Source organism: Mesorhizobium sp. M2D.F.Ca.ET.226.01.1.1 (genome assembly GCF_004022705.2).
In the GTDB taxonomy this organism is placed as follows: Bacteria; Pseudomonadota; Alphaproteobacteria; order Rhizobiales; family Rhizobiaceae; genus Mesorhizobium.
The window spans coordinates 316,608-330,617 of sequence record NZ_RZOY02000003.1; the positions used below are offsets into that span (position 1 = coordinate 316,608).

General features: G+C 64.3%; 12 protein-coding genes. 11 read left to right on the forward strand and 1 reads right to left on the reverse strand.

The genetic code is table 11. The features are described 5' to 3' along the window. The first annotated feature begins 294 nt into the window (after positions 1 to 294). The 10 genes from EN869_RS08965 to EN869_RS09010 all read left to right on the forward strand — a co-directional run bounded on the left by EN869_RS08965 (position 295) and on the right by EN869_RS09010 (position 10,976). Positions 295 to 999: a proton-conducting membrane transporter gene (locus EN869_RS08965; RefSeq protein ID WP_127225702.1), complete on the forward strand. Its 705-nt coding sequence runs from the start codon at positions 295 to 297 to the stop codon at positions 997 to 999. Positions 1,000 to 1,156: 157 nt separating this feature from the next. Continuing rightward, entirely contained in the window at positions 1,157 to 2,302 is a 1,146-nt protein-coding gene (locus tag EN869_RS08970) for an aminodeoxychorismate synthase component I (protein ID WP_127225701.1), read from the forward strand. Continuing rightward, entirely contained in the window at positions 2,251 to 2,913 is a 663-nt protein-coding gene (locus EN869_RS08975) for an aminotransferase class IV family protein (RefSeq protein WP_127225700.1), read from the forward strand. The genes EN869_RS08970 and EN869_RS08975 overlap by 52 nt, the downstream gene beginning before the upstream one ends. A gap of 39 nt (positions 2,914 to 2,952) precedes the next feature. Beyond that, positions 2,953 to 3,888 (forward strand): DUF3445 domain-containing protein, encoded by a 936-nt coding sequence (locus EN869_RS08980; RefSeq protein ID WP_127225699.1) that lies wholly within the window; start codon positions 2,953 to 2,955, stop codon positions 3,886 to 3,888. A 132-nt stretch (positions 3,889 to 4,020) separates the two neighbouring features. Next, on the forward strand, positions 4,021 to 5,466 hold the full coding sequence (locus tag EN869_RS08985; protein ID WP_127225698.1) for a homospermidine synthase: 1,446 nt from the start codon (positions 4,021 to 4,023) through the stop codon (positions 5,464 to 5,466). A gap of 86 nt (positions 5,467 to 5,552) precedes the next feature. Further along, a complete protein-coding gene (locus EN869_RS08990; RefSeq protein ID WP_127225697.1) occupies positions 5,553 to 5,927 on the forward strand; it encodes a hypothetical protein in 375 nt (124 codons plus the stop codon). Between the two features lie 190 nt (positions 5,928 to 6,117). Then, positions 6,118 to 8,190, forward strand: a complete 2,073-nt coding sequence (locus tag EN869_RS08995) for a bifunctional UDP-sugar hydrolase/5'-nucleotidase (RefSeq protein WP_127225696.1) — start codon at positions 6,118 to 6,120, stop codon at positions 8,188 to 8,190. Between the two features lie 144 nt (positions 8,191 to 8,334). Next, positions 8,335 to 9,399 (forward strand): ferrochelatase, encoded by a 1,065-nt coding sequence (gene hemH, locus EN869_RS09000; protein ID WP_127225695.1) that lies wholly within the window; start codon positions 8,335 to 8,337, stop codon positions 9,397 to 9,399. Between the two features lie 135 nt (positions 9,400 to 9,534). Further along, on the forward strand, positions 9,535 to 10,485 hold the full coding sequence (locus EN869_RS09005; protein ID WP_127225694.1) for an SPFH domain-containing protein: 951 nt from the start codon (positions 9,535 to 9,537) through the stop codon (positions 10,483 to 10,485). A gap of 26 nt (positions 10,486 to 10,511) precedes the next feature. Further along, entirely contained in the window at positions 10,512 to 10,976 is a 465-nt protein-coding gene (locus EN869_RS09010; protein ID WP_127225693.1) for an NfeD family protein, read from the forward strand. A 49-nt stretch (positions 10,977 to 11,025) separates the two neighbouring features. Here EN869_RS09010 and EN869_RS09015 read toward each other — a convergent pair whose 3' ends face one another. Continuing rightward, positions 11,026 to 12,027 carry a KpsF/GutQ family sugar-phosphate isomerase gene (locus EN869_RS09015; RefSeq protein WP_127225992.1) on the reverse strand — a complete coding sequence of 334 codons (1,002 nt, stop codon included), beginning with the start codon at positions 12,025 to 12,027 and terminating at the stop codon, positions 11,026 to 11,028. A gap of 160 nt (positions 12,028 to 12,187) precedes the next feature. Here EN869_RS09015 and EN869_RS09020 point away from each other — a divergent pair, with 160 nt between their 5' ends. Then, positions 12,188 to 13,996 carry an outer membrane beta-barrel protein gene (locus EN869_RS09020; protein WP_127225692.1) on the forward strand — a complete coding sequence of 603 codons (1,809 nt, stop codon included), beginning with the start codon at positions 12,188 to 12,190 and terminating at the stop codon, positions 13,994 to 13,996. Positions 13,997 to 14,010 lie beyond the last annotated feature (14 nt).

Genomic DNA, 14,010 nt, shown 5'->3' on the forward strand with positions numbered 1-14,010 from the left:
AAGGCTCTATTCTTGCCCTAAATAGCGGTTCTTGAATAACTCTCCGGCGCATTTTCCAACTAGCTTTCGACAAGCCATATGATAGCGTCCGGCCCCAAGCTCAGCCGGACGCATCGCGCAGGCCAGAGATGGCCGGTCGCGGCGCCACGGCGGATGCGATGATGGCCGTCGGTCCGGACAAGACCGAACGCCGATGGCTCGATTGAAGCCGGCGGTTCCGACCACGGAACCTTGACGATCCTCGGCAAGCTCGCCTTTCCGGGCCTCGGCCGACAGATCGGACTGGAGAGTGAAATGAGCACTTTCTTCTACATGCTCCTGGCGTTCGTTGTGGGTATCCTGGTTGGCTGGTTCATCTGGGGCCGCCTGCGCGGCGAGCTCGACAGTCTGCGTGGCGACCTCGACCGCACGCGAAGCGAGCGCGACAGGCTGCGCGCCGGTACCGATCAGTTGAAGGCCGAGCTCGATGCCTGCGGCCGCGCCCGCGCCGATCTCGAAAGCCGGCTACGCAACACGCCGACCGCCAAAGCTGGCGCCGACAAGGCCGCCACGCCGGCGCCGGCGGCGCTGATGTCGACCCCGGCAGCTGCGACAAAGGCGGCGCCCGCGAAGCCGGCCGCTGCAAAGAAGCCGGCGCCAGCAAAGACCGCGGCTGCGGCGAAGCCGGCGGCCAGGGCCGCCGCGCCCAAGAAGGCGGCAGCCCCTGCGGCAAAGAAGGCTGCGGCGCCGAAGGCAGCGACAGGCAGGGCCGACAATCTGCGCCGCCTCATCGGCATCGGTCCGGTCAATGAAAAGCTGCTCAAGGCCCAGGGCGTCACCACCTACGCGCAGATCGCCGCCTGGACCGATGCCGACGTCAAGCGCATCGAAGAGGTGCTCAATTTCGACGGCCGCATCGCGCGCGAGAAATGGATCGAGCAGGCAAAATTGCTGGCTGCAGGTGACGAAGCGGAGTTTGCCAGGCAGTTTCCGACGGCTGGAACCGCAAGCAACACCTGAGCAACCAAGCTGGTTGGCGGCAAGGCGGCGTCCCCACGGGCGCCATCTTTGTTTTTGGGCCACGACCGCCTTTGCGCCGCCCGACGCCGCTCTCTCGATTGCACCTCGCCGGCCCCCCATATAGAGCGATCGACTGAATTGTCCGCTTTCAAGGCTCATGTCCCTGCCCGCAGCCATTTTCCGCAACGACGAGAGCGCGCGTCAGCTGGTGTTCGACCGCCCGCACGAGATCATTCTCGCGCGCACTGCGGAGGAGTTCCTGCCGGCGCTCGAGCGAGCTCAGGTCGCCTCCGACGCCGGCAAATGGCTGGCCGGTTATTTCTCCTACGAGGCCGGCTACCTGCTCGAGCCTAAGCTGGTGCCGCTGCTGCCCGAAGGCCGCCGCGCGCCGCTGGTTTGTCTTGGGGTCTTCGACGAGCCGCTCGAAGAGGCGGTGCCGCAAAATGCAGGGCTTGCCAGCAACGGTCCGATCTTCGATGCCAGGGCGACATGGTCGGCCGAGGACTATGCCGGCCGTTTCGCGCGCCTTCACGATCACATCCGCAAGGGCGATTGCTATCAGGGCAACCTCACATTCCCGGTCCAGGCGCAATGGTCTGGCGATCCGCTCGCCGCCTTCGACGCGCTGACCGGACGCCAGCCGGTGAAATATGGCGCGCTGGTCTCACTCGGCGATCCGATCGTCCTGTCGCGCTCGCCCGAATTGTTCTTCGAGATCGATGCCGAGGGCATGATCGAAACGCACCCGATGAAGGGCACCGCGCCGCGCGGCGCGACCAAGGCCGAGGACGCGCGGCTGAAGGCTTTCCTGCGCAACGACGAGAAGAACCAGGCTGAGAACCGGATGATCGTCGACCTGTTGCGCAACGACATCTCGCTGATCAGCGAGGTTGGCACGCTGGACGTGCCGGAACTGTTCCGCGTCGAGTCCTATCCGACCGTGCACCAGATGGTGAGCCGCGTGCGGGCGAAGCTCCTGCCCGACATCGGCATCCGCCAGGTCTTCGCCGCGCTGTTTCCCTGCGGCTCGATCACCGGCGCGCCGAAAATCCGCGCCATGGAAATTCTGCGTGAGCTGGAGGACGCACCGCGCGACGTCTATTGCGGCGCCATCGGCTGGATCGCGCCGGGCGGCAGGATGCGCTTTTCAGTGGCGATCCGCACCATCTCGCTCTTTGCCAATGGCGAGGCCGTCTACAATGTCGGCGGCGGCGTCGTCTTCGATTCCACCGCCGAGGAGGAGTATAAGGAGTGTCTGCTGAAAGCGCGCTTCGCGACGGGAACGGTGCCGGCTTCGAGCTGATCGAGACCATGCGCTGGGAGCCGGGCTCCGGCTTCCTGCGCTTCGAGCGGCACCTTGCCAGGCTTTATGCGTCCGCCGCCGAACTGGGCTTTGCCTGCGATCCCGCGTGGATCGGCGAAGTGCTTTCCGGCACCGTCAGCGGACACGGGACTGCCTTGCGCGTGCGCCTTGCCCTGCAGCGCAATGGCGAGGCGACAGCCGCCGCTCAAGCCTACGAACCGCTGCCCGCGGACAAGATCTGGCGGCTTCAGCTGGCGCGCATCCGCCTCGATTCAGGCAACATGCTGCTGCGCCATAAGACAAGCCGTCGCGAGACTTACCAGCATGCGCGCGCGGAATATCTCGCGACCCGCGCCGACGAAGTACTTTTGGCCAACGAGCGCGGCGAGCTCTGCGAGGGCACGATCACCAACCTCTTTGCCGATTTCGGCGAAGGCCCGCTCGCCACGCCCCGCCTCGACTGCGGCCTGCTGCCTGGAATATTGCGCGGCGCGCTTCTGGACGAAGGCCGCGCCGTGGAAGCGATCTACAGCTTCGACGATCTGAAGGCGGCGAAGGCGATCTTCGTCGGCAACTCGCTGCGCGGACTGATCCCGGCGCGGCTTGGCTGACCGGGCTGGAGACTGAACCTGGATAACACCCAAACAGGCATGACCGTTCGCCAGCCGACCCACACGCCCTATGACGGGTCCTCGAAACTCTTCACCATCGGGCTGAAGCCGCTCGAATTCGACCGCTGGATCGAGGTCGATGAATTTCTCCTGCCACATCTGGCCGAGAAGGAACGGCTCTATGCGGAAATGCCGGAAAAGGTCTTCGTCGAGGAAGGCGGCACCCGCGACGCTCAGCGCGAGGTGCTGGACCTGCTCGTTGCGCATCTTGCGGCGAACCATCCGCACACCCATCGCGGTGCAGGCTCTGACGTCGAGGTCGCCGGCCTTGGAAACACAACCGACAGGCTGCCCCCTGCCCTGCGCGAGGCACCGCTCGCAAGGGCCTCGCTGCTCGTGCAGGAAGACCTGATCCTGATGCGCCGCGACGAGCGCGGCTGGCGGCTTGCCGCCGGCTCGCTGTGCTTTCCCTCGTCCTGGTCGCTGCAGGAAAAATTCGGCAAGCCGCTGCAACACATCCACGAACCCGTGCCCGGCTTCGGACCCGGCACGCGACCGGCCGAGCTCATCAATCGCATGTTCGACGGGCTGCAGGGCCAGGCAGTCGAGCGCTTCAACTGGTCGATCCAGGCGGATGACAGGCTCTATCATCCGCTCTCCAACATCGAGCGTGTCGACCGCGCCACGAACCGCCCGAGCCGCTTCCCCGACGGCGACGTCAACGCCCATGCGTTCATCCGCGTCGAACGCCAGACGCTGCGCAAGCTACCTGTGTCGCGCGACATCCTCTTCACCATCCGCATCCACCTCGATCCGCTCAAAGCGCTTGATGCGCATCCGGACCGGGCAGCGCTGGCGGCCTCGTTCGCGCAGCAGCTCCTGGCCCTTGACCAGCAACAGCTCGACTACAAGGGCCTGACCGCCGACCGCGACCGGCTGGTCGAATTCCTCGGCGGCATGGCCGGATCGGCTTAACCACGCCACCAAGCCGGCTTGATCTGCGGTTGGCGATTTTCGCTGGTTTATGACAATGATCTGTGGTGTAGCGCTTGGCCGTCGGGCGAAAGGCGCCCGGTTTTGCGCGTGTTTGAAGGAGTGTGCGAAAAAATGGCGAATGAAAACTGGCCCGTTTACGGTGAAATCACCGGTCCTGTCGTGATGATCGGCTTCGGGTCGATCGGGCGGGGAACGCTGCCGCTGATCGAGCGCCATTTCAAGTTCGACAAGTCCCGCATGACTGTCATCGACCCGCTCGACACCGACCGCAAGCTGCTCGACGAGCGCGGCATCGCTTTCGTCCAGGAAGCGGTGACCGAGAAGAACTACAAGAAGCTGCTCACGCCGCTTCTGACCAACGGCAGCGGCCAGGGCTTTTGCGTCAACCTGTCGGTCGACACCGGCTCGGTCGATCTGATGAAATTGTGCCGCAAGCTCGGCGTGCTCTACATCGATACCGTCGTCGAGCCGTGGCTCGGCTTCTATTTCGACGCCACGGCCGACAATGCCAGCCGCTCCAACTACGCGCTGCGCGAGGCGATGATCAAGGAAAAGCATGACAAGCCGGGCGGCCCGACGGCGATCTCCACTTGCGGCGCGAACCCGGGCATGGTCTCGTGGTTCGTCAAAAAGGCGTTGGTCAACCTTGCCACCGATCTCGGTCTCGAGTTTTCGGAGCCCACGCAGGAAGACCGCGAGGGCTGGGCCAAATTGATGAAGAAGGCCGGGGTCAAGGGCATCCATATCGCCGAGCGCGACACCCAGCGCACCAAGAAGCCGAAGCCGATGGACGTGTTCTGGAACACCTGGTCGGTCGAGGGCTTCATCTCGGAAGGCCTGCAGCCGGCCGAGCTCGGCTGGGGCACGCATGAAAACTGGATGCCGAAAAACGGCAAGAAGCACAAGCACGGCTCCAAGGCGGCGATCTATCTCGAGCAGCCCGGCGCCAACACGCGCGTGCGCAGTTGGTGCCCGACGCCGGGCGCGCAATACGGCCTGCTGGTGACCCATAACGAGTCGATCTCGATCGCCGACTTCTTCACCGTGCGCTCGAAGAAGGGCAAGGTCCAATATCGCCCGACCTGCCACTACGCCTACCATCCCTGCAACGACGCCTTGCTGTCGCTGGACGAGATGTTCGGCGCCGCCGGCAAGCCGCAGCCGGTCCACCACGTGCTCGACGAGAACGAGCTGGTCGACGGCATCGACGAGCTCGGCGTGCTGCTCTACGGCCACGACAAGAACGCCTACTGGTATGGCTCGCAGCTGTCGCTGTCCGAGGCGCGCAAGCTCGCCCCCTATCAGAACGCCACCGGCCTGCAGGTCACGTCGGCGGTGCTTGCCGGCATGGTCTGGGCGCTGGAGAATCCGACAGCCGGCATCGTCGAAGCCGACGAGATGAACTACCGGCGCTGCCTCGAAGTCCAGTCGCCCTATCTCGGGCCGGTCAGAGGCTACTACACCGATTGGACGCCACTCGATAACCGGCCGGGTCTCTTCCCGGAGGATCTGGACAAGGATGATCCGTGGCAGTTCCGCAACATTCTGGTGCGATAGCAGGCAGGTTGACAACCCTCACCGCCTTGCAATCGCCCGGAAATCGGGCGATTGAAGGGAGCGGACTGAGGAGAGGATTTTCAAAAATGACCATTGCGCGCAAACTGCTTTCGGCGGGCGCCGCGGCAAGCCTGCTGGCTGCGGCCGCCTGCACCACCACCGGGCCTTCGGAACCACCGGCCTCTGCCGCGCCGAAGGGCGTCGAGGGCAACTGGATCGACGCCAAGGGCACGGGCCTGTCGACCTTCGCGGCCGGCAACTTCACCACGGTCGCCACCGACACAGGCCAGAAGCTGTCGGAAGGCAGCTACACCATGACCGGACCGACCTCGGTCGAGATCCACGGCACCTCGCTGATCCGCCAGACGCCGGTCAGCTTCAACTGCCTGATGGTCTCAATCAGCCAGCTCAACTGCACCAGCGCCAGCGGCCAGAATTTCGTGCTGACGCGTCGGGCCTGAGGCTCGCAGACATCCATCCGATAAGGACAGCGGCGCAAGCCGCCGTCCTTTTTCTATGCCGGCAAACATCTCCCTGATTTGTGCTTGCATCGGCCGGAACCCGATGTGAACATGACCCGGAGCTGACTGTTATTTTCCAGTCAAGCGCGCGCTTTAAGCACCTTGAAGTCAGCTTATCCGGGAGACGAAGATGAAGAAGATTGCCGCCATCCTAGCCCTGTCCGCCTCGACGCTTGGCCTGTCGGCCGGCGTATCTTTTGCCGACTACACGCTGAACATCCTGCATTTCAACGATTGGCACAGCCGCATCGAAGGCAACAACAAATACGAGTCCACCTGTTCGGCCGAAGAGGAGACCAAGGGCGAATGCATCGGCGGCGCCGGCCGGCTGATCACCGCGATCGCGCAAGAGCGCAAGAAGCTCGAAGGGCAGAACGTGCTCTTGCTCAATGCCGGCGACAGCTTCCAGGGCTCGCTGTTCTACACCACCTACAAGGGCGCCGTGGAAGAGGAGTTCCTCAACCAGATCAAGCCCGACGCGGTGACGCTCGGCAATCATGAATTCGACGACGGCGAGACCGCGCTTGTGCCGTACCTCGACAAGGCGAAGTTCCCGATCGTCAGCGCCAATGTCATGCCCAACGACAAGTCCGGGGCCGCCGGCAAGCTCAAGCCGTCGATCGTCGTCGAGGTCGGCGGCCAGAAGATCGGCATCATCGGCGCCGTCACCAACGACACGCCCGAGCTCGCCTCGCCCGGTCCGAACATCGCCATCGCCGACGACGTCAAGTCGATCACGGCGGAGGTCGAAAAGCTCAAGGCGCAGGGCATCAACAAGATCATCGCGGTCACCCATATCGGCTACAGGCGCGAGCGGGACGTTATCGCGAAAATCCCGGGCATCGACGTGGTGGTCGGCGGCCACAGCCATACGCTTCTGTCGAACACCGATCCGAAAGCCGAGGGGCCGTACCCGACGATGGTCGACAACCCCGACGGCTCCAAGGTGCCGGTGGTGCAGGCCGCGTCCTATTCGAAATATCTCGGCGAGTTCAAGGTCGTGTTCGACGACAACGGCGTCGTCAAGGAAGCCAGCGGCGCCCCGATCCATCTCGACAAGTCGATCACGCCCGATCCCGCCGTGGTTGCCCGCATCAAGGAACTTGGCGCGCCGATCGAGGCGCTGAAAAACGAGGAGGTGGCCGAGACCACCAAGGCGATCGACGGCAGCCGCGAGAATTGCCGGGCGCGCGAATGCGAGATGGGCAATCTCGTCTCCGACGCCATCCTCGACCGCACCAAGGGCCAGGGCGTCGAGATCGCCATCTCGAACGGCGGCGGCCTGCGCGCCTCGATCGACCAGGGCACGGTGACCATGGGCGAGGTGCTAACCGTACTGCCGTTCCAGAACACGCTGGCGACTTTCAAGATCTCGGGCAAGGACCTGGTCGCGGGCCTCGAAAGCGGTCTCAGCCAGATCGAGGACGGCGCCGGCCGTTTCCCGCAGATTGCCGGCCTGAAATACTCCTTCGATAAATCGGTCGCGCCCAATACCGGCCGCGTCAAATCGGTCGAGGTGATGGAGAACGGCGCCTGGGCGCCGATCAAACCGGACAAGCAGTATCTCGTCGCCACCAACAACTACGTCCGCCAGGGCGGCGACGGCTACAAGGTCTTCGCCGAGAAAGCGACGGACGCCTATGACTACGGCCCAGGCCTCGAGCAGGTGGTAGCCGATTATCTCGGCACGCATCGGCCCTACACGCCGAAGCTCGACGGCCGCATCACCGAGATTGCGGCAACGACGGCGGCAGCGGAACCCGCCAAGCCTGCGGAACCGGCGCCTGCCGCGACGGCGCCGGCACCCGCGGCGCAACCGGCAAAGCCGGCCGAGGCGGCGCCCGCGACCGGTGAATCCGCGATGCCGGCGCTGCCTTCCGGCTCGAGCGACATTGCCGGTACGCCACCAGCCGTTCCGGCCGAGACCGCGCCCGCGGCGCCCGCCGCGGAACCGGCAAAGCCAGCCGAGGCCGCCCCGGCAACGCCGGCCCCTGCCCCGACCGCCGAGCCGGCCAAGCCGGCGGAAGCCAAGCCCGCCGAGACCAGCCACACCGTCGCCGCTGGCGATACCTATTGGGACCTGGCCAAGAAAGCCTATGGCGACGCCACCAAGTGGAAACTCATCTCCGAGGCCAATAAGGACTATAAGCCGCGTCGCCTGCCGCTCGGGGCGACGCTGACCATTCCGCCGGCTGCGAAGTAACTTCCCGCCGGAACTACATCACAGCCGCCCGGGCGACCGGGCGGGTGTTCCTTTTCCAGGCCCGAACGCGATAAGGTGCGGCCAGACGCAGCATTGAAAACCGGCAGGGCATCGCTAGTTTCGCGGCGCTACCGGAGACCGTTCATGACGCTTGCCAGCCCCACCGATGCCAAAGCCGCCGAGGCTGTCGGTCCGCTGTCCGCCAAAGCCGCGCCTGTCAAACCGGGCAGGATCGGCATCATGCTGGTCAATCTCGGTACGCCCGACGGCACCGACTTCAAGCCGATGTGGCGGTATCTCAGGGAATTCCTCTCCGACCCGCGCGTCATCGAGCTCAACAAGGCGATCTGGTATCCGATCCTTTACGGGCTTGTGCTGACCACCCGTCCTAAAAAATCCGGCGCCAACTATGCCAGGATCTGGAACCGGGAGAAGAACGAGTCGCCGCTGCGCACATTCACCCGCGCTCAAAGTCAGAAGCTGGCAGCCGCGCTCACCGACCTGCCCGACGTGGTGGTCGACTGGGCAATGCGCTACGGCAATCCCTCGACGGCAAGCGTCGCTCAAAGACTGGTCGGGCAGGGCTGCGAGCGCATCCTGACCTTTCCGCTCTATCCGCAATATTCGGCGACGACGACGGCGACCGCCAACGACCAGTTGTTCCGCGCGCTGATGAAGATCAGGCATGCGCCGGCGATCCGCAGCGTGCCGCCCTATTATGACGAACCGGTCTATATCGAGGCGCTGGCACGTTCGATCGAGAAGCACCTGGCCACACTTGATTTCGAGCCGGAAGTGGTGATCACCTCCTATCACGGCATCCCCAAACCCTATTCCGACAAGGGCGATCCCTATCGGTCGCACTGCCTTGAAACGACGCGGCTGCTACGGGCGAGGCTCGGCTGGGGCGAGAACAAGCTCATCACCACTTTCCAGTCGCGTTTCGGCGCGCAGGAATGGCTGCAGCCCTATACCGACGTCACCGTCGAGAAGCTGGCCAAGGACGGCGTGAAATCGATCGCCATCGTCAATCCCGGCTTTTCCGTCGACTGCATCGAGACGCTGGACGAGATCGGCCGCGAGGCGGCCGAGACCTTCCATCACGCCGGCGGCAGGAATTTCGCCCATATCCCCTGCCTCAACGACAGCGCCGAGGGCATGGCCGTGGTCGAGGCGCTGGTGCGGCGCGAGCTTTCCGGCTGGGTGTGACCGGCTTCACTGTCGGGCCTGAAAGCGGTGCGCAAAACCCGCTGCTAACCAATATTAGCGATCACCTGATTGTAACGTTGCGGAAACACACTTAAGTGATTCCGTGAAGTCGGTGCCTATTGAGGGAGATACGAAATGGGCTTTAGCGGTTTCGATATTGCAATCATTGTCCTTGTTTTCCTTGTCATCATTCTTCTTTTCAAAGGCATCAAGACGGTGCCGCAAGGCTATAATTACACGGTGGAACGCTTCGGGCGGTACACCAAGACGCTGACCCCCGGCCTCAACATCATCAACCCCATCTTCGAGCGCATCGGCGCCAAGATGAACATGATGGAGCAGGTGCTGGATGTCCCCACGCAGGAGATCATCACCCGCGACAACGCCATCGTCGGCGTCGACGGCATCGCCTTCTTCCAGATTCTCAATGCGGCGCAGGCCGCCTACCAGGTTTCCGGCCTGCAGAACGCCATCTTGAACCTGACCATGACCAACATCCGTACCGTCATGGGTTCGATGGACCTCGACGAACTGCTGTCCAACCGCGACGCCATCAACGAGCGCCTGCTGCGTGTCGTCGATGAGGCGGCGCATCCCTGGGGCATCAAGATCACCCGCGTCGAGATCAAGGACATCAACCCGCCTGCCAACCTGATCGAGTCGATGGGCCGTCAGATGACCGCCGAGCGCAACAAGCGCGCCCAGATCCTCGCCGCCGAGGGCTTGAAGCAATCGCAGATCCTCGAGGCCGAGGGCCGTAGGGAAGCCGCCTTCCGCGACGCCGAGGCACGCGAGCGTTCTGCCGAAGCCGAAGCCAAGGCCACACAGGTGGTGTCGGAGGCAATCGCCAAGGGCGACGTTCAGGCGCTCAACTACTTTATCGCCCAGAAATACACCGAGGCGCTGACCAGGATTGGATCGGCCACCAACAGCAAGGTGGTGCTGATGCCGCTGGAGGCTTCGTCGCTGATCGGCACGCTCGGCGGCATCGGCGAGATAGCCCGCGAAGTTTTCAAGGGCGACGGCTCTTCCGGCACGCCGCGGCAAGGCTCGCGGCCGCCGGTCGTGCGGCAGACCGACAGCTGATCATCTAACTCTGTGGGAGACCATCAATGATCGACCGCATCGTTTCGGAACTCGGCCCGTGGAACTGGATGGTTCTCGGCATCGTGCTCCTGGTGATGGAAGTCGTGGCGCCCGGCGTGTTCATGCTGTGGATCGGCATCGCGGCCCTCATCATCGGCGCGATGTCGCTGACGATCTGGGACGCCGCCTTCTGGACCTGGCAGGTCCAGGTCCTTGCCTTCCTCGTGCTCGCCGTGGTCTCGGCCTATGTCGGCAGGCAGATCGCCGTTGGCCGACAGGGCAGCGTCGACCAGCCGCTGCTCAACCGCCGCGGCGCGCAGATGGTCGGCCGCACGGCGACATTGGCCGAGCCGATCAAGAACGGCCGCGGCCGCATCCGGCTGGGCGATACGCTCTGGCGCGTCTCCGGTCCCGACCTGCCGGTCGGCGCGCAGGTGCGCGTGACGGGAGCCGCGGATACCGATCTTGAGTTGACGGTCGAGGCAATTTAAGGCGAGAAAGATTGGGGTTTCAGGCCGGTTCAGCCTAAAATCCTCGGCGTTAAGCTGCACCGATACGCAGCAGATCGTGGAAGTGAACCACGCCCACCGGCATTTTGTTTTTGATCACGACCAGCGCGCCGATATTGTGCTCGTTGAGCATGGCGATCGCGGTGCCCGCGAGCGTCTGCGGATCGATCGTCTTGGGCGTGCGGGTCATGACCTCGTCGACGGTGACGTCGGCCAGGTTGCGGTGCAGATTGCGCGCGACGTCGCCATCGGTGACGATCCCGACCAGTTTGCCGCCGGCATCGACGATGCAGACGCAACCGACTTTCTTCTGCGACAGCGTCATCACCGCTTCCGGCATCTTGGTGCCGAGCAGGGCCAGCGGAATCTGGTCGCCAATCCGCATGATCTCCGAGACCAGTGTCAGATTGGCGCCGAGCTGCCCACCCGGGTGCAGAGTCCGGAAGTGATCGGGCGTGAAACCGCGCGCCTCGAGCAGGGCGATCGCCAGCGCATCCCCCATGACCAGTTGCAGAAGCGTCGACGTCGTCGGTGCCAGCCCGTGTGGACAGGCTTCCGGCACGATCGGCAGCAGCAAGACAACGTCCGCCGCTCGCGCCAGTGCAGAGTTCTCCCCGGAAGTGATGGCGATCAGCGGGATCGAGAACCGCCTCGAATAGGCGACGATACCCATCAGTTCCTTGGTCTCGCCCGACCACGACATGGCGATGATGGCGTCGTCCTTGGCGATCATGCCGAGATCGCCGTGATTGGCCTCCGCCGAATGGACGAAGAAGGCGGGCGTTCCGGTCGAGGCAAGCGTCGCGGCAATCTTGGAGCCGATATGGCCGCTCTTGCCGACGCCGGTGACGATGACGCGGCCTTCGATATGGGAAATCAGGTCGATGGCACGGGCGAACGGCTCGGCCAGCCCGTCCGCGAGCGCAGCGCCAAGCGCCGCGACACCGGCCTGCTCCGTCGCTACCGTTCTCAGCGCCGATTCGATCGCAGCCTGCCTGTCCGGCTGCCTTCTTTCTGGGGACCCCGCATGCATGGCAGAAGCCATTAGCGCCATGTCGCCCGCCTGTCCAACGGAATTGCCGGTTGCGCTCGTTTGCGGGCAGCACGGGCAGTCTGTCTCAACCCTCCGTTAACCATCCGCATTTACGGTTCGGTAAGTATGGCGCAACCGCGCCGCGCAAGCAGTGGTGACGATGTCCGGGGGCCAGCCTGAAACGAAAATAGGTCGAAGGGGCATCGCCGTTGCAGCACTGCTGTTGACGGCGAGCGCCATTGCAATGCTGCGCCCGGCGCCGGCATTTTCCCAGGAAACCGAGCTGCGCGGCGAGGTTTCCGAATCGGCGATCCTCGCCGACCAGCAGCGCAAGGCGAGGCAGTTGCGGGCGCAAGGATCGCAGGGCCAGAATGCGCCCGCGGCCGTGGCCGCCCAGGACACGGCACCGACGACGTACCAGCCGGCAAGCCCCGGCGCCGTTCCGGATGACGACCAGGCGGCCACAGCCGACAGCATCTTCGACCAGCCGCAGGCGACCGACGCCTCCCCGGCCGACACGACGGCGCCGGCAAAGTCGCGCCGGCCTTCGACGGCGAAGCGGCGCGCTCAGGACGCCAAGGCTGGCACTCAGGACACCAAGGCCGGCACCAAGACCGCCGACAAGAAAAAGGCCAAGAAGAAGCCGGGCGCGGCGACGGACAGCACGACCACGGCCGCGACCGCCGCCACCGGCAATCGGAACGACGACACCGCCACCGATGAGACGGATACCAATCGCCGCGCCGTCACCATCGATAGCGTCGACAGGCAGAAGCTCGACCCGGGCCAGGAGCGCACCGGTTCGATCGATGGGCAAAAGGTCAAGCCCGAGGACGATCTGTTCGCCGCCCCCGGTGTCAGGATCGGCACCTTTCTGTTCCGCCCGACGCTCGAGCAGGGTTTCACCGCGACGTCCAATGCCGATGCCAGCAGCACCGGCAAATCCGCCGTCCTGTCCGAGACGGCGCTGCGTTTCACCGCGACTTCCGACTGGCGCGAGAATTCGGCCTTGATCACCGGTTACGGCCAGTTCCGCAACACTGTTTCGGGCCAAAAGATCAACGACGCGCAGGGCCGCATCGAAGGCCAGCTCAATGTCGATCTCGACAACGAACTGCGCGCAATCGCCAAGCTAGGCTACGAGGCGGCGCCCGAATCGGCCTCTTCGCCGGACGCGATCGCTGGCGTCACCTCGCAGCCGTTGCGCCAGACCGTGGACGGCAGCCTCGGTCTCGAAAAGACTGTCGGCAAGATGCGTTACGCGCTGACCGGCGCTGTCTCGCATGATTTCTACGGGGACGCCGAGCTCTCCAACGGCACGACCGTGTCGCAGAAGGATCGCGACTCCACGCTCTACACGGCGACCTTGCGCACCGGCTATCAGATATCGCCGGCGCTGACGCCTTTCACAGAGGTCGAGGCCGGGCGGCGCATCTATGACTTGCGCGTCGACACCGATGGCTTCGAGCGATCCTCGACCAGGCTTGGCGCACGCGCCGGCCTCGAGCTCGACATGGGCGAGAAGCTGTCCGGCGAGTTTTCCGCCGGCTGGTTGCGCGAGGCCATTGACGACAGCCGCCTTCCGGCCGTGGCGGGCCCGAGCATCAATGCGGATCTCAAATGGTCGCCCGAGCGCGGCACCACCATCGGGCTCACCGGAAAGACCAATGTCGAAACCACGACGACGGCGGGTCAGAGCGGCGACATCCTTTACTCCGGCCGACTGACCGGCGAGCGGCAGATCCGCGCCAATCTGACGGCGAATACCGCGCTTGGCCTCGATTGGCGCGATTACACCGGCTCCGACGGCCACGACATGATCCTCAGCGCCGAAGCCGGCCTGACATGGTGGCTGAACCGCTATGCCGGCCTTACCACAAGGGTCAGGACGGAGAAGCTGACCAGCAACCTGCCCGGCCGCGACTACACCGCCAACAGCGTCTATCTTGGGCTGAAGGTTCAGCGGTGATGATTAGTGGCAAT